The following is an 18,080-nucleotide window of genomic DNA, read 5'->3' as shown; positions in this document are numbered from 1 at the left end:
GATTTAACTTCCTTGTTGTTCTGTAGTTTTAGCCCGCTTCCCAGCGGGCTTTTTTTTTGCCTGTCAGTCAGCATTGCCCGGCGCCAGTCCGAAATGGGCATACGCATGCGGTGTTGCGATACGTCCGCGCGGTGTGCGCTGCAAGAACCCTTGCTGAATAAGGTAAGGTTCCAGCACGTCTTCTATGGTGTCTTTCTCTTCGCCAATGGCTGCCGCCAGATTATCCAACCCGACCGGACCACCCAGAAACTTCTCGATGATGGCTAATAATAGCTTGCGGTCCATGTAATCAAAACCCGCTTCATCAACATCCACCATTTTCAGTGCCGCCGAGGCCACAGGCAGGTCAATACGGCCATCGTTTCTGACCTCAGCAAAGTCACGTACCCGGCGTAACAAACGATTAGCAATACGCGGTGTGCCGCGCGAACGACGGGCAATTTCGCGCGCGCCGTCATCGTTCAGGTCCAGATTAAGATAGTTTGCGGAACGCCGGATAATAGTCGTCAACTCAGTTACATCGTAAAACTCAAGGCGTTGCACAATGCCAAAGCGGTCCCGTAACGGTGATGTTAATGCGCCGGCCCGCGTAGTGGCGCCGATCAAGGTAAACGGCGGCAGGTCCAGCTTGATCGAACGTGCCGCAGGCCCCTCGCCAATCATGATATCCAGCTGATAATCTTCCATGGCCGGATAGAGGATCTCTTCCACGACCGGACTCAAGCGATGAATTTCATCGATAAAGAGGACATCGTGCGCCTCGAGATTGGTCAGCAACGCCGCCAAATCACCTGCTTTTTCCAGTACCGGGCCAGAGGTTTGGCGAATATTAACGTCAAGTTCATTAGCAACGATATTCGCCAACGTGGTTTTGCCCAGTCCGGGCGGGCCAAAAATCAGTAAATGATCAAGCGCTTCCTGGCGTTGCCGCGCCGCCTGGATAAAGATTTCCATTTGTTCAACGACATGCTTCTGACCGGTGTAGTCGGCCAGCTTTTTCGGCCGTATCGCCCGGTCAACGACTTCGTCATCGTGTTGTTGTTGTGGCTGATTTATCCGATCCGGTTCAATCATTTTTACGGCAACTTAGTTCAAGGTTAATCCTGCGCGACGCGGTTTCAGCGTGGCAATGTTCATCGTCGCGCCCAACACTACCGGCCGCGACTGCATATTGGTTCTACATGGTTTTCAAAGCAGCCCGAATGAGCTCTTCGCTCGAAGCCTCGCCATGGGTCTTTAATGCCGCAGCAACAGCTTTCTCCGCTTGCGCCGGCTTGTACCCCAGCGCCATCAACGCGCCCGTCGCATCCTCGCGCGGTGAACTTGCAGTCACTGTCGATTGCATATCACCAAAATCGATAGGGGCAGCGTCTGTGGCTGGAGTCGCGCTGGTCCAGTTCTGTAGGCGGTCACGCATTTCCACCACCAATCGCTCTGCTGTTTTACGTCCGACGCCCGGCAGTTTAACCAAGCTCGACACATCATCATGACTGACAGCGGTCACAAACTGTTGCAGGGTCATACCGGACATAATCGTCAGGGCCAGCTTCGGTCCTACCCCTTGTGCTTTTATGAGCTGGCGAAATAAGCCGCGCTCAGCAAAGGTATTAAAGCCATATAAGAGTTGTGCGTCTTCACGCACCACAAAGTGGGTCACCACGGTCACCTGCTCGCCAATGTCAGGCAACTCATACAGGCAGGTCATCGGCATTTGCACTTCATACCCGACGCCCTGCACGTCGATTAAAATTTCTGGCGGCTGCTTACTGATCAGCAGTCCTGTGAGTCGTCCGATCAACGCCCTCTCCTTGTTTGTCTGGTTGCCCGGTTACTCGCCATAGTGGCGGCATATTTGCGGCTATGCGCATGACACAGCGCCACAGCTAAGGCGTCGGCAGCGTCGGCCTGCGGACGATGACTTAATTTCAGCATCGCCATGACCATATGCTGCACCTGAGTTTTATCTGCTGCGCCCGTACCTACCACCGCCTGCTTAATTAGCCGTGCGGCGTACTCTGCGACCGGGAGACTGGCCTGCGCCGCCGCAACAATTGCAGCGCCGCGTGCTTGCCCCAGCTTCAATGCAGAGTCGGGATTACGCGCCATAAAAACCTGTTCAATAGCGAACTCGTCCGGTTGAAACTGCGCGATCAGCTCGCTGACACCATCATGAATGACCTTGAGCTTTTCGGCAAGCGTGAAAGGATTGCGCGCCGTGCCTGCGGCATTGATGCAGCCACTGGCGACATAGGTTAATTGATTGCCCTGCTGGCGAATGATGCCATACCCGGTGAGCCGCGAACCTGGGTCAATACCCAGTATGATGGCCATTAACTGAGGCGCTCCAAAATAGCATCGTCGATGTCTGCGTTATGGTACACCTCCTGCACATCATCGAGCTCTTCAAGCGCGTCAATGAGTTTGAGAAAGGTTTCAGCGTCCGCTTCGGTCAGTGGCGAACGCGTATCCGGTAAGAGTCCGACTTCCGCGTGCAATGGCTCAAAACCTGCAGCTTTCAAGCTGTCTTTCACTTTGCCAAAGGTCTCAGGTGTGGTGAATACGTCAAAACTGCCATCCTCGTTGGTGACAATATCCTCTGCGCCAGCCTCAAGGGCAGCTTCCATCAAGGCGTCTTCATCTACCTCTGCGGCAAAACTAAGTACCCCACGTTTGTGAAAGAGGTACGCAACGGACCCGTCAGTACCTAAATTGCCACCGTGCTTACTGAATGCATAACGCACCTCAGACACCGTGCGATTCCGGTTATCGGTCATGGTTTCCAGTAGGATTGCCGCACCCCCCGGGCCGTAGCCTTCGTAGGTAAGTTCATCGAGATTGTCGCCATCGAGGTCACCACTACCACGCTTCACTGCAGTATCAATGGTGTCTTTTTTCATGTTGTTGGCGAGCGCTTTGTCTATGGCTGCGCGTAATCTTGGGTTCGTATCGGCATCACCGCCACCCTCCCTGGCGGCGACCACGATTTCACGAATAAGACGGGTAAAGATTTTGCCGCGCTTAGCGTCCTGCGCGGCTTTGCGATGTTTAATGTTGGCCCATTTCGAATGACCTGCCATCGTGCATCCCTCTTTAGTCGTTAGATTCCTCTGCTACCCTAACCGCAACGCCCAGCTCCTGCAAGGCGGCAGGGTTAGCCAGCCCCGGCGCATCGGTCAGTACACAAGCAGCGGTAGTAGTTTTCGGGAAGGCAATGACTTCACGAATAGAGCTCGCCCCCACCATTAACATCACCAGGCGATCCAAACCAAATGCCAGACCTGCATGCGGAGGTGTACCGTACTTCAGGGCTTCCAGCAAGAAGCCGAATTTCTCCTGCGCTTCTTCTTTGTCGATGCCCAGAATTTCAAATACAGCTTGCTGCATTGCATTGTCGTGGATACGCACCGAACCGCCACCCACTTCAACACCGTTGAGCACCATATCGTAGGCATTGGATAAGGTCGTCGCCGGATTCGCTTTCAGTTCTTCAGGCGTCACGCCAACGGGTGCCGTAAATGGATGGTGAATCGCATGCAGGCTGCCGTCGTGCTCTTCAAACATTGGGAAGTCAACGACCCACAGCGGACGCCACTCATCACTAACGAATCCGTGCTCTTCACCGACTTTCAAGCGCAACGCGCCAAGGGCTTCAGCCACCACAGTGGCATTATCAGCACCGAAGAAAATAATATCGCCATCCGCAGCCTGAGTTCGCTCGAGGATCCCCTGCAAGGCGTCATCGGGGATAAACTTGAGTACCGGCGACTGCACGCCCTCGCGACCCGCGGCAAGGTCGTTGACCTTCATCCAGGCCAGTCCTTTAGCGCCGTAGATGCCAACAAAGTTAGTATACTCGTCGATGTTTTTACGCGAAATATCGCCGGCTTTACCCGGCACTTTAAGCGCTGCAACGCGACCTTTCGGGTCATTTGCCGGTGCGGCAAACACTTTAAATTCGACCTCTTTAAGCAAGTCGGCAACGTCCACTAGTTCTAACGGATTACGCAAATCCGGTTTGTCGCTGCCAAAGCGCTGCATGGCTTCATGCCAGCTCATACGGGGGAAATTCCCGAGGTCAATTTCGAGCAGTTCATTGAACAACTGACGCACCATCTGCTCGGTGATATCCATCACCTGATCGGCGCTCATAAACGAGGTCTCGATATCAATCTGGGTAAATTCCGGCTGCCGGTCCGCCCGCAAATCTTCGTCGCGGAAGCATTTGACGATTTGGTAATAACGATCAAAGCCTGACATCATCAGCAGTTGCTTAAACAGCTGTGGCGACTGCGGCAAAGCAAAGAACTTGCCTTTATAGGTCCGACTCGGCACTAAGTAATCCCGGGCGCCCTCTGGAGTGGCACGCGTCAGCATCGGCGTTTCAATATCCAGAAAACCGGCCGCGTCCATAAAGCGACGCACGGCACTGGTCACCCGCGCCCGAAACTGTAGATTGTGGTTCATGTTCGGACGGCGCAGATCCAGGTAGCGAAAACGCAGACGAGCTTCTTCGCTGACATGTTGGTTGAAATCGATCGGTAGTGGTTCCGAGCGGCTGAGAATTTCCAGCTCATCGGCCATCACTTCCACAGCGCCGGTAGCCATGGTGGTATTCACCTGACTGTCAGGTCGCGCGCGCACGGTGCCTTTAAGGCGGATACAAAATTCCTGACGCAATTTGTTCGCGGTCTCAAACAAGGCTGCTTGATCAGGGTCGAACACCACTTGCACCAGACCTGTGCGGTCACGCATATCGATAAAAATCAGACCGCCTAAGTCGCGACGTTTGTTGACCCAACCACACAGATTGACCTGCTGATCGACCAGACTTGTTTCAAGCTGTCCACAATAATGGCTACGCATGGGTTTTTCCCTACCACAAATTAAAATTTACAAAGCGCAACATTATAACGGACTGGCAGCGATTGTCAGTAGTACAGACCGGATCGGGCAAAGAAAAAAATGAAGTTTGCCTACCCGTTACGCTAAACTATGTGCATTAGCTTAAGCCAGTGAACAGAAGGATAGCCCGTGCACGAAAGCAAGAAAGATGCGATTTTTGCTGAACCCCTCACTCAGGTGAGCGATTTTGTATTTGATCAGCGCGTGGTTGAGGTCTTTCCCGATATGATTAATCGGTCGGTTCCCGGCTACCAGAGTATCCTGCATGGGATTGGCCAGCTGACTCAGCGCTTCGCGCAACCAGACAGCACCATCTACGATTTAGGCTGTTCACTGGGCGCGGCCACTTTAGCGATGCGACAAAACCTGTCCGGGCACGCCGGCGTGAAGATTATTGCCGCTGATAACTCAGCAGCGATGGTGGAACGTTGCCGCCTGCATCTGCAAGGTTACCGTAGCGATACGCCGGCCGAAGTCGTCTGTACTGACGTGCGCGAACTTGCCATCGACAACGCCTCAGTGGTCACCATGAATTTTACCCTGCAATTTATCCCCCAAGACGAACGCCAGCAGCTGTTACAACGCATCTACACGGGGTTGAAGCCGGGCGGCGTGTTACTACTCTCGGAGAAGTTTAAAAGCGACAATGAGCAACTTAACGAGGTGCTGGTCGATTTGCACCATGAGTTCAAACGCGCAAACGGGTACAGTGAGCTTGAGATAAGTCAAAAGCGTGCAGCCATTGAAAACGTGATGCGGGTCGACTCCCTGGCGACGCATCAGCAACGCTTACAGGATGCCGGCTTTAAAGCGGTGCAGGTATGGTTTCAGTGCTATAACTTTGCCGCCCTGCTGGCAGCGAAATAACAGGCAGTTCGCCTTTTCATGTACCGAATGATAAATGGATAGCTATGGACGTATTCAAAGATGACCTGATTGCCCTGGCGCAATCGCCACTACGGCATTGGCTCACTCACTTACCGGCGCAGCTGGATCACTGGCAGCGCGAGCAACAACACGGGGAGCTGCGCAAATGGCTGCGCTGCGTCGAGCAACTCCCAACGCTGCCCGCAGAGCAGGTGCAGTTGACCGATACCGTGACCGTTCGTGCCGAGCAGGTCAGTGATGGCCAGCAGCAGCGCATCCGCGGCTTATTGCAGCAACTCACGCCCTGGCGCAAGGGCCCCTTCGATTTGCACGGCGTCAGCATCGACACCGAGTGGCGCTCAGATTATAAATGGCAGCGGGTCGCGCCGCATATCGGTGACCTGACCGGCCAGCAAGTGCTCGATGTGGGGTGCGGCAGCGGCTACCATTTATGGCGTATGCTTGAAAGTGGTGCTGCACAGGTTTGGGGGGTTGACCCCGGACAGTTATTTCTGGCGCAATTTCTCGCCGTTCGGCATTTTATGCCAGCAGAGCTGCAGGCCCGCGCGCACTGGTTTCCTGTCGGCGTGGAAGATCTGCCCGAACTGGCGGCTTTTGATACCGTTTTTAGTATGGGGGTACTTTATCACCGGCGTTCACCGATTGATTTTCTTACCCAGCTGCACGCACAACTACGTAAAGGTGGACAGCTGGTGCTGGAAACCTTAGTGGTTGAAGGCGACGTCACTACCGTACTTGTGCCTGGCCAAACCTATGCAAAAATGCGCAATGTCTGGTTTATCCCCAGTACTCAGGCCTTAGTACACTGGCTGGAGCGCTGCGGTTTTAGCAATGTGCGCGTGGTCGATGAGTCTATGACCGACGTCAGCGAACAGCGGGCTACCGAATGGATGACCGGACAATCTCTGGCTGATTTCCTTGACCCCGATGATCCCAGCAGAACCATCGAAGGCTACCCCGCGCCACGGCGCGCGGTGGTCATTGCTAACGTTTGAGGAAGTGCCGCTTATGTCTACGCCACCGAATTACCGTCCCAAAACCACGCTCGAACAATGGCGTATTCTGCAAGCGGTGGTCGACTACGGTGGTTATGCCCGGGCGGCTGAAGCTATCAACAAAAGCCAGAGTTCAATGAATCATGCTGTGGCGAAATTGCAGGAAAGCCTGGGCGTTAAACTGTTGCAGGTAGTAGGCCGCAAAGCAGAGTTAACCAACATTGGTGAGGTCATGTTGCGCCGCTCACGGCAATTAACCGTGCTGGTCACCGAGCTCGAACAGCTGGCACAGAACCTGAAACAGGGCTGGGAGCCGGAGATTAAGCTCGCCGTTGAAATGGTCTTTGATCGCAACACGTTATTACCGGTGCTGCGCGAGTTTCAGCTCCACAGCCGTGGTAGTCGTTTAGTCATTGAAGACACTGTTCTGACCGGCTCCGTTGAAGCCATCATTGACCAGTCTGCAGACATTGTCATCAGCCATCAGCTGCCCCGCGGCATCGTCGGCGAGCCATTAAGCAACTATCGGATGCAGTTGGTGGTGGCCAGTGACCATCCGTTGGCACAATTTCCCCAACCCATCAGTCCGGATCAACTCAGTCAGTACCTGCAGGTCGTGATTCGCGATACCGCGCGTAAGCCCGTTGAAGCCGAAGGCTGGCTAAAGGCCGAGCAGCGCTGGACTGTGAACAATTTTAATGAAGCTTTACCGCTGGTAGAGGCCGGCATCGGCTTTTGTTGGCTACCGCCCTTTGTTACCAGAAATGCCGAAAACCTGGTTGAGTTGAGCCTTTCCGGCAGCTCCCGACGCGAGGGTGGCATGTATCTGGTCCTGCCTAAAAACGAAAAAACCGGGCCATGTGCCCGGTTACTTTACGATATGTTGGTGAGCGAACTCACCAACACGCTAGCCTAATTTAGAATTTAGGTTTATCTATAGGCTCATTAGCATTGATCGCTACGTGCTCAGGATCAGGTTGACCCGCAAGCTCTTCCCATTTACGCGTTTTCAGCGAGACGAAGAAGACCACCACACCAACACCGATACCAAATAAGGTGATCTGCATGTACATGTCAGGCATGGTTGAGGTGTTTTCCGGATCCAGGTTACCAGCAATCAGACCCGCCAGCAGGCTACCGATGGAATAGGTCAGGACGAAAATACCCATCATCTGGCCAGCCATCCGCCGTGGCGCTAATTTACTTACCGCACTCAGTGCAACCGGGCTCAGGCACAGCTCACCAACCGTATGCAGGAAGTACACCGCAACCAGCCAGTTAGGTGATACTTTCATGCCTGATGCAGCTGCCTGTGACGCCAGGAACATCAGGATGAAGCCACTGGCCATGATGATCAGACCCAATGCGCTCTTAAAGCCATAAGATGGGTTAATCATACGTTTGGTCAGGTTGACCCATAACGCAGCAAAGAATGGCGACAACACAATCAGGAAGCCCGAGTTCAGCATCTGGAACCATGGCGTGGGGATTTCAAACGAACCCACCATACGGTCGGTCAGGTCGCGCGCAAACAGGTTCAATGACGACCCCGCCTGCTCGAACCCGGCCCAGAAGCAGATCGAAGCGATACACACCAGGAACAGAGCGCCCAGACGCTTGGCTTCATTTTTGGTAAGGTTGCCGAAAATGAAGATACTCAGGTAATAAACAAAGAACACGATGGTGGCAGCTAAGGCGACGTATTGTGCAATGGCAACCGGATCGATGGTCATTGCGCCGGTCGTGGTACCGATAAAGACAGCCCCCAGACCAATGAGGAACAAGACGATCACGGACCAACTAATACGCTGACCACGAGGCGATAGTGGCTTAGGTGCATCAGAACCAATGGCTCCCAGCTTCGGTAAAGTCGCACGGTACTGCACCAAACCGAAGAACATACCTACCGCAGCGGCACCGAAGGCCCAATGCCAGCCTACATTTTCCATCAGATAACCGGTGACCAGGTAACCGATCAGTGAACCAATGTTGATACCCATGTAATACAGGGTGTAGCCCGCATCGCGACGGTCATCACCTTCGTCATAAAGCTGGCCGACCAACGCACTGATATTCGGCTTCAGCATACCAGTACCCAGCACCACCAGGATCAAACCAAGGAAGAACGAGGTATTAGAGGGGATGGCCAGAACAATGTGACCACACATGATCACGATACCGCCGTACCAGGTCGCACGCTGGCCACCGATCAGACGGTCAGCAATCCAGCCGCCGGGCAGGCCCATGAAATAAACTGCACCTGTGTAGAGACCATAGATAGCTGTTGCTACCGCTACAGTCATGCCTAATCCGCCTTCCTGAAGGGCAGCGGTCATAAAAAGTACTAAAAGCGCACGCATGCCGTAATAGCTCATGCGTTCCCACATTTCGGTAAAGAACAAGGTTTGCAAACCGGCCGGCTGGCCGAAAAAACCATTGTCCTGTGGTTGAATATTCTTAGGTTCCATACCTATTTGCCTTCACTAGTTGTTGTTATAAGCGTTCAAAACCGTATTACCCTACCGATTTCGCACGCAAAAGGAAATAGAAAACGATCAATTGCAGAATTAACAGGAGGGGCTGCCCTTAGCGTAAGGGCAGCCCTTGCTTGGAGTTAGAGTTGGGACTTGAGCCAGGCCTGCATCGCTTTGCCCAGTTCGGGGTGACGCAGGGCATGTTCTACGAATGCCTGCGCATAGCCAAGTTTGTTGCCACAATCGTTGCTGCGCCCTTTCATGTAATAGGCATGCACCGGTTGCCGCGCCAGCAGCATGTCCATTGCATCCGTCAGCTGGACTTCATTGCCAGCGCCAACGGGGGTGCGTTCGAGCAGCTCCCACAGCGCCGCGGGGAAGACATACCGGCCGACCACGGCAAGGTCTGACGGAGCTTTATCGACGGCGGGTTTCTCCACCAGCTGTTTGATAGGCGCCTGTTCACCTGGCGCAAGTTCGGCGCCGCTGATATCGGCAATACCGTACTGATTCACTTTGTCACGCGGTACTTTCTCCACCATGACCTGTGCCGCACCGCTATCATCGAAGTTGCGAATCATCTCGGCGAGGTTATCGCGCTTCATATCGCAGCTTGCGCTATCCACCAGTACGTCGGGCAGTACTACTGCAAACGGCTGATCATCAATCAAGGGGCGCGCGCATAACACCGCATGGCCCAGCCCTTTAGCAACGCCCTGCCGAACGTGCATAATGGTTACGCCTGGCGGGGTAATGGCCTGAACTTCAGCCAGCAACTGCCGCTTAACCCGCTGTTCTAGTGTGGTTTCCAGCTCAAAGCTGGTATCAAAATGGTTCTCAATCGAGTTCTTACTCGAATGGGTCACCAGAATAATGTCGGTAAGCCCCGCCGCCGCGCACTCTTCCACGATAAACTGGATCAGAGGTCGATCGACCAGCGGCAGCATTTCTTTTGGGATCGCCTTAGTGGCGGGTAACATCCGTGTACCAAGACCGGCAACGGGGATGACTACTTTTTTTACCATGTCATCAAGTCCTTGTTAGTCGTCAAACTGGTCATAAAAATCATCGCCTAGATCTTCCAGGCCTTCCTCTTCAGTCAACTCCGCTGGCGGGTTGCCGTCGTAGACCTGATCACGCCAGTTCTGAAAGTAAGCTTCGCGAACAAAGCTGTAGGGATCCAGAGAGTTTTGCATCAACGCTTGCTGTTCCTGCAACTGCAGGCGTTTTTCCAATAATTTAATGGACAGCCGGGCGATGCTCAGTGGGGAATTCAAATCGTCCAGCGGGAAATAGAGCCCATCAACCACATCACCGCCACGATCGACAGGGACCGTCGGCCCTAATGCGGGCAACATCAGGTAAGGACCGTCACTTACCCCCCATACCGCCAGCGTTTGGCCGAAAGCTTCTTCACGCACCGTCAGCCCCATCGGCGTGGCCACGTCAAATACCCCAAGCACGCCCACGGTACTGTTAATCAGAAAACGCCAGAACGATACCCCGGCATCCTTAAATTTACCTTGCAGCGTATTATTCAGCAGGTGCGAAGGTTCGCCCAGATTTTCGGCCGCATTAAGTAAGCCCGTACGCACCGGCTGCGGGATCTTGCCATAGGTGCGCGCCACCGGCCACACCACATAATCATCAAGGCTCTGGTTAAAGTCCCAGGCTTCCCGGTTGAATTCTTCAAAGGGGTCGCGAGGGTTGCTGTAGTTATCATCAGGGGCTGTCGCGCAACCGCTCAGCCCAAGTAAAACAATGAGTATAGGTAGAAAATAGGCTTTCAAGAGTCGCTCCTTCTAATCTTGCCGCGATGACGGTTCAAGGATCTGGTCAATGGTCAGGGTCACACTGGCATCTGGCTCCGCTGCGATGGTTTGCGCTGCAGTGCCCAGATCGCCGGCACTTATTTCGATTCGATCATCCGTTGAAATACGTGCCTCGACTTGCCACTGGCTGAGCTGGCTCATTTTATAGTCAGGCAGCATCGCGTTAGCATCAGACAGGCGAACCTCAACCGGGAATTCAGTCACAGCCTGTCGCACCACTGCCGCGGGCATAGGGGCGCCATCCGGCGCTTTCACGAACACGAATAAGGTCGCTTGCTCAGGCACTTGTTCGCGTAACTCGTCGGCGAGCGCGACAGTAACCACTAACTCCTGTTGCGTTCCGGCCAACCGTTGCTCGGCATCCGCTAAAGCGGTTTGCACCGCCGCATAGCGTGAGTCGTCCTCTGGCATCACCTGTAACAGGATTGACCAGGCCTGCACGGCCTGCTGCCAGTCCCCCAGCTGATAGGCGACGGCACCGGTGAGCGACAATGCGTCGGTATTTTGTGGGTCGACTCGCAGCAGTTTGGACAACAGCTGTGCGGCCTGTTGCAAGCGCTCGGCGCCGCCTACGTTAATCAGTAGCTGTGCATAACCCAATAACACCGCCGGACGCTCGTTATCCATCTGATAAGCGCGCTCATAGGCCGCCAGGGCCTCCTCATAACGTTGCAACGCTGCCGCGGCTCGCGCATACAACATCCACGCCAAAGCGTCACCACCGTCCTCTTGCAGACGTTGCCGCAGCCCTAACGCAAACAGCCGCAGTTCCTCGGCTGTAGGTGCTGCCTGCTGATTGGAAATAACTTTCTCAGCCAGTTGCGGCAGTGCCTGTCTGGCCTGCTCAGCGTAGCTTTGCTGTTGCCAGCTGCCAAACAAAACGTAACCGATAATCCCCAGGCCGACAATAATAAACGCCGGCAGCCAGATGCCGCTGCCAATCGCTCGCTCCTGCAACTGTTCCAGCTCGGTATTTTCACTGATAAAGCGCTTATCAAGCTCATGTTCCGCAGCGCTGAGCGCCTTATCTGTTAATAAGCCTTCGGCGTGTTCCTGCGCCAGCTCCCGTCGCCGTTGCTCATACAATTCGCGGTTGACGTCCAGACGCGTGTGGCGCTGGGCCTGTTGCCGCGCACCGAACACCACCACCAGAACGAGCGCCAGCAGCGCCAGTACCACCATGCTGGTTATAATCATCCAGCTCATGAATCTTTATCCTCTTGTTGTGCGCTGCGCAGGTGCTCAAGGCGCGCACGATCTTCGTCACTTAGCTCAACTTCAGTTTTGCGCTGGCTACGTACCCGAACCAAAACCACCAATGCACCAATGGCCAATACCGCAAAGGGTCCCCACCAAAGAATGCTGGTGGCAACCGTCATCGGCGGTTGATAGTGCACAAAGTCACCGTAACGCGCGACCATATAATCAATCACTTCCTGTTTGCTCGCACCACGTTGCACCATTAAATAGGTGCGATCGCGTAAGTCCCGGGCCAGTTCGGCATCAGAGTCGGCAATGCTTTGGTTCTGACATTTAGGGCAGCGCAGTTCAGTAATGAGTTCCTTAAAAAGTGCGTCCTTGGCGGGCTCTTCAAAGGTGTAAACCTCCGTCTCCTGAGCCTGGGCGGACGTAGCAACTGCCGCTGCCAATACCACCAACAGCGCCGCGACCAAAGTTGCCTTACAGAAACTACGCATTAGCCTTCCCCTTTTCCAGTTAGCGCCCGATAACGTTGTCCCAGCTCACCTTGCCATACGCGTTCATTGACATCACCAACGTGGCGGTATCGAATGCTGCCATCGGCATCAATCAGAAAGGTTTCCGGCGCACCGTACACACCAAATTCAAGTGCAACGGCGCCATTTGCGTCAAACAGATTCAACCGATAGGGGTCACCTAAGGTATTCAGCCAGTTGATCGCCTTATCTCGAGAATCGTCTTTATAATTCAGACCGATAATGGTGACCCCTTCTGCGGCCAACTGATTCAGGTACTCATGCTCAGCGCGACAGGTCGGGCACCAGGTGGCCCAGACATTTAGCAGCATCGGCTCACCCTTGAGCACTTCTTCGGTATAAATCTGGGTGGGATCATAAATATCCGGCACGCTAAACTGCGGCACGGGCTTACCGACCAACGCTGAACTCAGCTCTGTTGGATCGGAGAACAGACCGCGCATCAAAAAGCCCACCAGCACTAAAAATGCCAGCAGTGGCAACAACAATACGACCCACCGCCATTGCTTACTCATCGCTCACCTCCGGCCTTGCGAAAGGCCCGGTAACGTTTGTCGGTTATCGCTAACAAGCCGCCCAGCGCCATCAACAAGGCGCCTAGCCAGATCCAGCGGATAAAAGGCTTAACGTAGATTCGTACCGCCCACGCATCACTATTGTCCAGAGGCTCACCTAGCGCGACATAGAGGTCACGGGTAAAGCCTGCATCAAGACCTACTTCCGTCATACTCATCTTTTGTACGGTGTAAAAACGCTTTTCGGTCACCAGGTCAGCGATCTTACGCTCACCGGAGTAGACCGAGAACTCAGCATGATCCGTGAGATAATTCGGCCCGCGGCGTTGGCTCAGTTCCTCAAACTGGAACCGGTAACCTTGCACCATGACGCTGTCCCCGGGCGCCAGGCGAACATCACGCTCGATCTCATATTGGGAGACTGCACCGATGCCAATCAACGCCACCGCGAAGCCTAAATGCCCCAGAACCATGCCCCAGTGACTGCGCCCGAGTTTGGTCAGCCCTGCCAGCCCCTGATTGCGCTGTTTGATGCGTAGCTTGAGTTCAGTCACCAGCGTCAGCGTGATCCAGAATGCCATCACCAGTCCCAGCACCGCCATCGCCTGCACCTGCTCGGCCAGCACCGCTGGCAGCAAATATCCCAATCCAAGTGCCAGCGCTAATGCCAATGCCAGACTGTTGCGCAGCGGCTGTAAGTCCTGCCGGCGCCAGCGGAATAACGGCCCTAAGCCCATCAGCGCCACAAAGGGCACGATCAGCCAGGTAAACATCTGGTTGAAGAAAGGCACGCCAATGGAAATGGAGCCAAGCCCCAGTTCTTTATGCACCAGCGGCAGTAAAGTGCCCAGCAGCACCACCAGGGTGGCCGCCATCAGCAAGATATTATTGCCCAGCAACATGACTTCACGTGACACCGCTTCGTACTTGGTGTGGCTGTTGACCACGCCACCGCGTAGCGCGAACAACAGCAATGAGCCACCAATGACGACGCCTAATAAGCCCAGTATAAACAAACCACGGGCCGGGTCAGTCGCAAACGCATGCACGGAAACAATCACCCCTGAGCGGACCAGAAAGGTTCCCAGCAAACTCAGACTAAAGGCTGAGATAGCCAATAGCACCGTCCATGATTTAAAGGCGCCGCGTTTTTCTGTTACGGCTAAGGAGTGGATCAGTGCCGTACCCACCAGCCAAGGCATAAAGCTGGCATTTTCAACCGGATCCCAGAACCACCAACCGCCCCAACCGAGCTCGTAGTAGGCCCACCAGCTGCCCAGCGCAATACCCAGGGTCAAAAACGCCCAGGCAGCAGTAGCCCATGGCCGTGACCAGCGCGCCCAGGCGGCATCCAATTTACCGGTCAGCAATGCGGCAATGGCAAAGGCGAAAGCCACGGAAAAGCCAACATAACCCATGTAGAGCAATGGCGGGTGAATGATCATCCCCGGGTCTTGCAGTAACGGGTTCAAGTCACGGCCGTCGACCGGGATCCACGGCAGCACACGGTCGAACGGGTTCGACACGCTGAGCATAAATAAATAGAAGCCGACGCTGATCAGACCCAGAATTGCCAGAACCCGGGCCATCATGGTCACCGGCATACGCCGCGAGAACATCGCCACCGCCGCAATCCAGCCGGCCTGCATCAGCATCCACAACAGAAACGAACCTTCGTGAGAGCCCCAGACCGCGGTGATACGATAGGCCAGAGGCAATTGTGTGTTGGAGTTCGCCGCCACATAAGCAACGCTGAAGTCATTCACAACAAAAGCCCAGGTCAGCGCTGCGTAGGCGATCGCGGTGAACAAAAATTGACCATAGGCCAAAGGCCGCGCCAACAACATCGCGCCGCTATGGCCTTTGTAGGCTCCCCACATCGGATAAACTGCCAGTACCAGCGAGAATGCCAGCGCCAGCGCCAGGGCAAATTGTCCTACTTCAGCGATCATGGGGTGGATCCTTCGAACGCATCAGGCTGGTTCGGGTTGACGTGTTTGATACCTTTCATCTGTTCAGCAAGCTCTGGTGGCATGTATTCTTCATCATGTTTGGCTAACACCTCGGTCGCTTTCATCACCCGCGGCTCGACCATAACACCCTGCGCAACAATACCTTGTCCCTCCCGGAACAAGTCCGGCAGAATACCGGTGTATAAAATTTTGACTTCAGGACCTATGTCCGTAACCCGAAACTCCACCTCAAGGGTTTCCGGATCACGCTTGACCGAATCTTCAACCACCATACCGCCAATCCGCAGGCGTTGACCCACTTCAGGTTTAAGAGCATTTTTGCCTTTGCCCTCAACCACTTCAGTGGGGGTGTAGAACAGATCAATGTTCTGCGATAGCGCATACAGAATAATACTAAAGGCCACAGCCACGCCGGCAATTAAGCCAAGCGTCCAGGTTAACCGCTTTTTTCGTCGGGGATTCATCGCCACTAGGATACCTCTCTCTTCCGTTGCGCCAGACGCTCTTGTCGCCGTTGCTCTTTGACAAATTCACGCTGCAATTTACGCCGTGCAGTTAAACCACTAATGACCAATACGGCGATTGCAGCAAAACTGATCCCAAAGGCCAGCCAAACATAAAAGCCGTAGCCGCCCATTGCAATAAAGGCCTGCAAGTTATCGAACACCATTAGGCTTGCTCCGTCTTACTAAGTTCCGTTGCCCGGTCCTGATTCAACACGTGCTTGACCCAGGGGCGGCGCAGCTCCTGCCGCAGAATTTCATTGCGCATACGCTGCACAATCAAAGCGCCCGCGAGCAGGCCAAAACCCAAAATAGAAACTAATAAAGGAATGAGCATACTGGTTGCCATAGGTGGCCGCTCAAACACGGTCAATGTCGCACCCTGATGCAGAGTATTCCACCACTCCACAGAATAACGGATGATGGGAATGTTGATGACCCCCACCATGGCCAGAATCCCGGCAGCTTTGGCGCCATTCCGCTGATCACTGAAGGCATGATAGAGCGCCAGTACGCCAACGTAGAGAAAGAATAAAATCAGCTGCGAAGTGAGTCGTGCATCCCACTCCCACCAGGTGCCCCACATGGGTTTGCCCCAGATAGCGCCAGTCACCAGCGAGATGAAGGTGAACGTCAGTCCTACTGGTGCAATCGCTGCCAATCCCCAGTCCGCCATTTTCAGCTGCCACACACGTCCGACAAAGGCTGCTATGGCCAGAGCAATATAAAGACTCATGGAAAACATTGCAGTTGGCACATGCACAAAGATGATGCGGTAACTATCGCCTTGCTGATAGTCCGCCGGCGCAAACACTAATCCCCACACAATTCCTAGCCCCAGGGTCAGTGCTGCTGTGATGCTCAGCCAGGGTTGCCAGCGGCCAAGCAAATGATAGACAACTTCCGGTTTTGCGTAAGGATGTAACCAGCGCCACATGTTAATTCACACTCACTCGTATCGCCGCGGCCACTGCAAAAGGCGCCAACAGCAAGGTTAATAGACTTAAGCCTGCTAATAGTAACACTTGCGGCCAGGCAGCTGTACCCATTAGCGCCGCCTCTACCGCACCCGTTGCGAAAATCAGTAACGGAATGAATAACGGCAGCAGCAGCAAGCTCAGGAGCGCGCCCCCGCGGCCAAGGCTCACGGTTAGCGCTGCGCCAATTGCCGTCACCGCGCTAAGGATTGGTGTGCCGACCACCAAGGTCGCCATCAGCGTCAGCCATCCTTCAGCAGGTAGCTTCAGTAATAAGGCACAAAGAGGCGCGAGGATCACCAGCGGCAAGCCGCTCAGCAGCCAATGCACCACGATTTTTGCTCCTGCCAGCAGCGGTAATGGTTGGGGTAGCAGCGTTAACTGCTCCAGCGTGCCATCGAGAAAGTCATCGCGAAACAAACGCTCTGAACCCAGCAGCGCTGATAACAAAGCGGCGACCCAAATCACACCGGCGGCGATACGCCCCAATATATCCGGACCGGGCCCCACAGCCAGCGGGAATAAGCTCACCACCATAAGAATAAATAACAGTGGATTCAGCACATCACTGCGGCGGCGCATGACCACCATCAGGTCACGGCGCATCACCGCAGTAAAAGCTGCCCAGCTGGAGGTATCGTTCATGCGTCACCGCCATTAATGCGCAAGCGTTGCAGCCGTGTCGGGGTCCAGGTTAACGGCTGGTGCGAGGTCATGATGATGGCACCTCCTGCCGCCGTATGTTCGGCAAAGCGCTGCTGCAGCAGTTCAATACCATCGGTGTCGAGCGCCGTAAAAGGCTCGTCCAGAATCCATAAAGGCACGTTGGAATACCATAGCCGGGTCAATGCAATGCGTCGCTGCTGGCCTGCCGATAACTGCCCTGCCGGCACGTCTTCAAGCCCTAATAAGCCAACCGTGGCAAGTAGCTGCCAGGCGTCATCTATGGCGCATCCGCACAGCTTGGCTTGCAGAGTGAGATTTTCAATTGCGGTGAGTTCGGCCTTGATGCCGGCCTTGTGCCCCATAAACAACAACTGGTTGCGCCAGTCATGGTCGTCAGCAGCATCGGGAAAGAATTCAATTTGTCCTGACTGCAACTGAACCAGACCGACTAAGGCGCGTAGCAATGTGGATTTGCCGGCGCCATTGACGCCTTCGATGTGCAGCACATCACCACGCTGCACGGTGAACGAAAGATCCGAGAATAGCGCACGGCCGGCGCGTTGGGAGGACAGTTGTTTAGCTGTTAAGAGGGTCGACATGATGAATAAGTACGACTACC

The 18,080-nt window shown here is 54.4% G+C and carries 20 protein-coding genes; 3 read left to right on the top strand and 17 right to left on the bottom strand.

What is annotated here, in order from left to right:
• Positions 1-63 precede the first annotated feature (63 nt).
• The 5 genes from ruvB to aspS all read right to left on the bottom strand — a co-directional run bounded on the left by ruvB (position 64) and on the right by aspS (position 4,863).
• Entirely contained in the window at positions 64-1,074 is a 1,011-nt protein-coding gene (ruvB, locus tag J6J28_RS02735; protein WP_301719795.1) for a Holliday junction branch migration DNA helicase RuvB, read from the bottom strand.
• 103 nt (positions 1,075-1,177) lie between these two features.
• Positions 1,178-1,798 carry a Holliday junction branch migration protein RuvA gene (gene ruvA / locus J6J28_RS02730; protein WP_301719794.1) on the bottom strand — a complete coding sequence of 207 codons (621 nt, stop codon included), beginning with the start codon at positions 1,796-1,798 and terminating at the stop codon, positions 1,178-1,180.
• Complete coding sequence (gene ruvC, locus J6J28_RS02725) at positions 1,795-2,331, bottom strand: crossover junction endodeoxyribonuclease RuvC (RefSeq protein ID WP_301719793.1); 537 nt, start codon at positions 2,329-2,331, stop codon at positions 1,795-1,797. The genes ruvA and ruvC overlap by 4 nt, the downstream gene beginning before the upstream one ends.
• On the bottom strand, positions 2,331-3,077 hold the full coding sequence (locus J6J28_RS02720) for a YebC/PmpR family DNA-binding transcriptional regulator (protein WP_301719792.1): 747 nt from the start codon (positions 3,075-3,077) through the stop codon (positions 2,331-2,333). Before J6J28_RS02720 ends, ruvC begins: the two co-directional genes overlap by 1 nt.
• Before the next feature lie 13 nt (positions 3,078-3,090).
• The gene (gene aspS, locus J6J28_RS02715; protein WP_301719791.1) at positions 3,091-4,863 is read right to left on the bottom strand and encodes an aspartate--tRNA ligase; all 1,773 of its coding nucleotides are present in this window, start codon (positions 4,861-4,863) and stop codon (positions 3,091-3,093) included.
• Positions 4,864-5,031: 168 nt separating this feature from the next.
• On the opposite strand from aspS, the gene cmoA reads away from it, so the two are divergent.
• Genes cmoA through J6J28_RS02700 form a run of 3 tightly spaced genes read left to right on the top strand, consistent with a single transcriptional unit; the run spans position 5,032 to position 7,701 of the window.
• Positions 5,032-5,769, top strand: a complete 738-nt coding sequence (gene cmoA / locus J6J28_RS02710) for a carboxy-S-adenosyl-L-methionine synthase CmoA (RefSeq protein WP_301719790.1) — start codon at positions 5,032-5,034, stop codon at positions 5,767-5,769.
• 44 nt (positions 5,770-5,813) lie between these two features.
• Positions 5,814-6,785, top strand: coding sequence for a tRNA 5-methoxyuridine(34)/uridine 5-oxyacetic acid(34) synthase CmoB (gene cmoB, locus J6J28_RS02705; protein ID WP_301719789.1), 972 nt, complete (start codon positions 5,814-5,816; stop codon positions 6,783-6,785).
• Between the two features lie 13 nt (positions 6,786-6,798).
• Positions 6,799-7,701: a LysR family transcriptional regulator gene (locus J6J28_RS02700; protein WP_301719788.1), complete on the top strand. Its 903-nt coding sequence runs from the start codon at positions 6,799-6,801 to the stop codon at positions 7,699-7,701.
• Position 7,702: 1 nt separating this feature from the next.
• Here J6J28_RS02700 and J6J28_RS02695 read toward each other — a convergent pair whose 3' ends face one another.
• From J6J28_RS02695 to ccmA, 12 genes are all read right to left on the bottom strand, one after another.
• The gene (locus J6J28_RS02695) at positions 7,703-9,253 is read right to left on the bottom strand and encodes a peptide MFS transporter (RefSeq protein WP_301719787.1); all 1,551 of its coding nucleotides are present in this window, start codon (positions 9,251-9,253) and stop codon (positions 7,703-7,705) included.
• Positions 9,254-9,399: 146 nt separating this feature from the next.
• Positions 9,400-10,284 (bottom strand): UTP--glucose-1-phosphate uridylyltransferase GalU, encoded by an 885-nt coding sequence (gene galU / locus J6J28_RS02690; protein WP_301719786.1) that lies wholly within the window; start codon positions 10,282-10,284, stop codon positions 9,400-9,402.
• Between the two features lie 15 nt (positions 10,285-10,299).
• On the bottom strand, positions 10,300-11,049 hold the full coding sequence (locus J6J28_RS02685) for an MlaA family lipoprotein (protein ID WP_301719784.1): 750 nt from the start codon (positions 11,047-11,049) through the stop codon (positions 10,300-10,302).
• 12 nt (positions 11,050-11,061) lie between these two features.
• Complete coding sequence (gene ccmI / locus J6J28_RS02680; RefSeq protein ID WP_301719783.1) at positions 11,062-12,297, bottom strand: c-type cytochrome biogenesis protein CcmI; 1,236 nt, start codon at positions 12,295-12,297, stop codon at positions 11,062-11,064.
• Positions 12,294-12,788 carry a cytochrome c-type biogenesis protein gene (locus tag J6J28_RS02675; RefSeq protein WP_301719782.1) on the bottom strand — a complete coding sequence of 165 codons (495 nt, stop codon included), beginning with the start codon at positions 12,786-12,788 and terminating at the stop codon, positions 12,294-12,296. The genes ccmI and J6J28_RS02675 overlap by 4 nt, the downstream gene beginning before the upstream one ends.
• Entirely contained in the window at positions 12,788-13,342 is a 555-nt protein-coding gene (locus tag J6J28_RS02670) for a DsbE family thiol:disulfide interchange protein (RefSeq protein ID WP_301719781.1), read from the bottom strand. The genes J6J28_RS02675 and J6J28_RS02670 overlap by 1 nt, the downstream gene beginning before the upstream one ends.
• Entirely contained in the window at positions 13,339-15,294 is a 1,956-nt protein-coding gene (locus J6J28_RS02665; protein WP_301719780.1) for a heme lyase CcmF/NrfE family subunit, read from the bottom strand. Before J6J28_RS02665 ends, J6J28_RS02670 begins: the two co-directional genes overlap by 4 nt.
• The gene (gene ccmE, locus J6J28_RS02660) at positions 15,291-15,779 is read right to left on the bottom strand and encodes a cytochrome c maturation protein CcmE (protein ID WP_301719779.1); all 489 of its coding nucleotides are present in this window, start codon (positions 15,777-15,779) and stop codon (positions 15,291-15,293) included. Before ccmE ends, J6J28_RS02665 begins: the two co-directional genes overlap by 4 nt.
• A gap of 5 nt (positions 15,780-15,784) precedes the next feature.
• The gene (ccmD, locus tag J6J28_RS02655) at positions 15,785-15,985 is read right to left on the bottom strand and encodes a heme exporter protein CcmD (RefSeq protein ID WP_301719778.1); all 201 of its coding nucleotides are present in this window, start codon (positions 15,983-15,985) and stop codon (positions 15,785-15,787) included.
• On the bottom strand, positions 15,985-16,755 hold the full coding sequence (locus tag J6J28_RS02650; protein ID WP_301719777.1) for a heme ABC transporter permease: 771 nt from the start codon (positions 16,753-16,755) through the stop codon (positions 15,985-15,987). Before J6J28_RS02650 ends, ccmD begins: the two co-directional genes overlap by 1 nt.
• A gap of 1 nt (position 16,756) precedes the next feature.
• On the bottom strand, positions 16,757-17,440 hold the full coding sequence (gene ccmB, locus J6J28_RS02645) for a heme exporter protein CcmB (protein ID WP_301719776.1): 684 nt from the start codon (positions 17,438-17,440) through the stop codon (positions 16,757-16,759).
• A complete protein-coding gene (gene ccmA / locus J6J28_RS02640) occupies positions 17,437-18,060 on the bottom strand; it encodes a cytochrome c biogenesis heme-transporting ATPase CcmA (protein ID WP_301719775.1) in 624 nt (207 codons plus the stop codon). Before ccmA ends, ccmB begins: the two co-directional genes overlap by 4 nt.
• Positions 18,061-18,080 lie beyond the last annotated feature (20 nt).

It is taken from the genome of Pseudidiomarina terrestris (assembly GCF_030466375.1).
In the GTDB taxonomy this organism is placed as follows: domain Bacteria; phylum Pseudomonadota; class Gammaproteobacteria; order Enterobacterales; family Alteromonadaceae; genus Pseudidiomarina; species Pseudidiomarina terrestris.
The sequence above is the reverse complement of the archived record's forward strand: the minus strand, read 5'-3'. Positions and strand labels throughout refer to the sequence as shown.

Excerpts from the sequence above, each read along its gene's own strand:
- cmoB (WP_301719789.1), top strand. The coding sequence starts at position 5,814 with ATGGACGTATTCAAAGATGACCTGATTGCCCTGGCGCAATCGCCACTA.
- ccmI (WP_301719783.1), bottom strand. The coding sequence starts at position 12,297 with ATGAGCTGGATGATTATAACCAGCATGGTGGTACTGGCGCTGCTGGCG.
- J6J28_RS02650 (WP_301719777.1), bottom strand. The coding sequence starts at position 16,755 with ATGTGGCGCTGGTTACATCCTTACGCAAAACCGGAAGTTGTCTATCAT.
- ccmE (WP_301719779.1), bottom strand. The coding sequence starts at position 15,779 with ATGAATCCCCGACGAAAAAAGCGGTTAACCTGGACGCTTGGCTTAATT.
- ccmA (WP_301719775.1), bottom strand. The coding sequence starts at position 18,060 with ATGTCGACCCTCTTAACAGCTAAACAACTGTCCTCCCAACGCGCCGGC.
- J6J28_RS02695 (WP_301719787.1), bottom strand. The coding sequence starts at position 9,253 with ATGGAACCTAAGAATATTCAACCACAGGACAATGGTTTTTTCGGCCAG.
- J6J28_RS02700 (WP_301719788.1), top strand. The coding sequence starts at position 6,799 with ATGTCTACGCCACCGAATTACCGTCCCAAAACCACGCTCGAACAATGG.
- J6J28_RS02665 (WP_301719780.1), bottom strand. The coding sequence starts at position 15,294 with ATGATCGCTGAAGTAGGACAATTTGCCCTGGCGCTGGCGCTGGCATTC.
- ruvB (WP_301719795.1), bottom strand. The coding sequence starts at position 1,074 with ATGATTGAACCGGATCGGATAAATCAGCCACAACAACAACACGATGAC.
- J6J28_RS02720 (WP_301719792.1), bottom strand. The coding sequence starts at position 3,077 with ATGGCAGGTCATTCGAAATGGGCCAACATTAAACATCGCAAAGCCGCG.
- galU (WP_301719786.1), bottom strand. The coding sequence starts at position 10,284 with ATGGTAAAAAAAGTAGTCATCCCCGTTGCCGGTCTTGGTACACGGATG.
- aspS (WP_301719791.1), bottom strand. The coding sequence starts at position 4,863 with ATGCGTAGCCATTATTGTGGACAGCTTGAAACAAGTCTGGTCGATCAG.
- ccmB (WP_301719776.1), bottom strand. The coding sequence starts at position 17,440 with ATGAACGATACCTCCAGCTGGGCAGCTTTTACTGCGGTGATGCGCCGT.
- ruvC (WP_301719793.1), bottom strand. The coding sequence starts at position 2,331 with ATGGCCATCATACTGGGTATTGACCCAGGTTCGCGGCTCACCGGGTAT.
- ccmD (WP_301719778.1), bottom strand. The coding sequence starts at position 15,985 with ATGGTGTTCGATAACTTGCAGGCCTTTATTGCAATGGGCGGCTACGGC.
- J6J28_RS02670 (WP_301719781.1), bottom strand. The coding sequence starts at position 13,342 with ATGAGTAAGCAATGGCGGTGGGTCGTATTGTTGTTGCCACTGCTGGCA.
- J6J28_RS02675 (WP_301719782.1), bottom strand. The coding sequence starts at position 12,788 with ATGCGTAGTTTCTGTAAGGCAACTTTGGTCGCGGCGCTGTTGGTGGTA.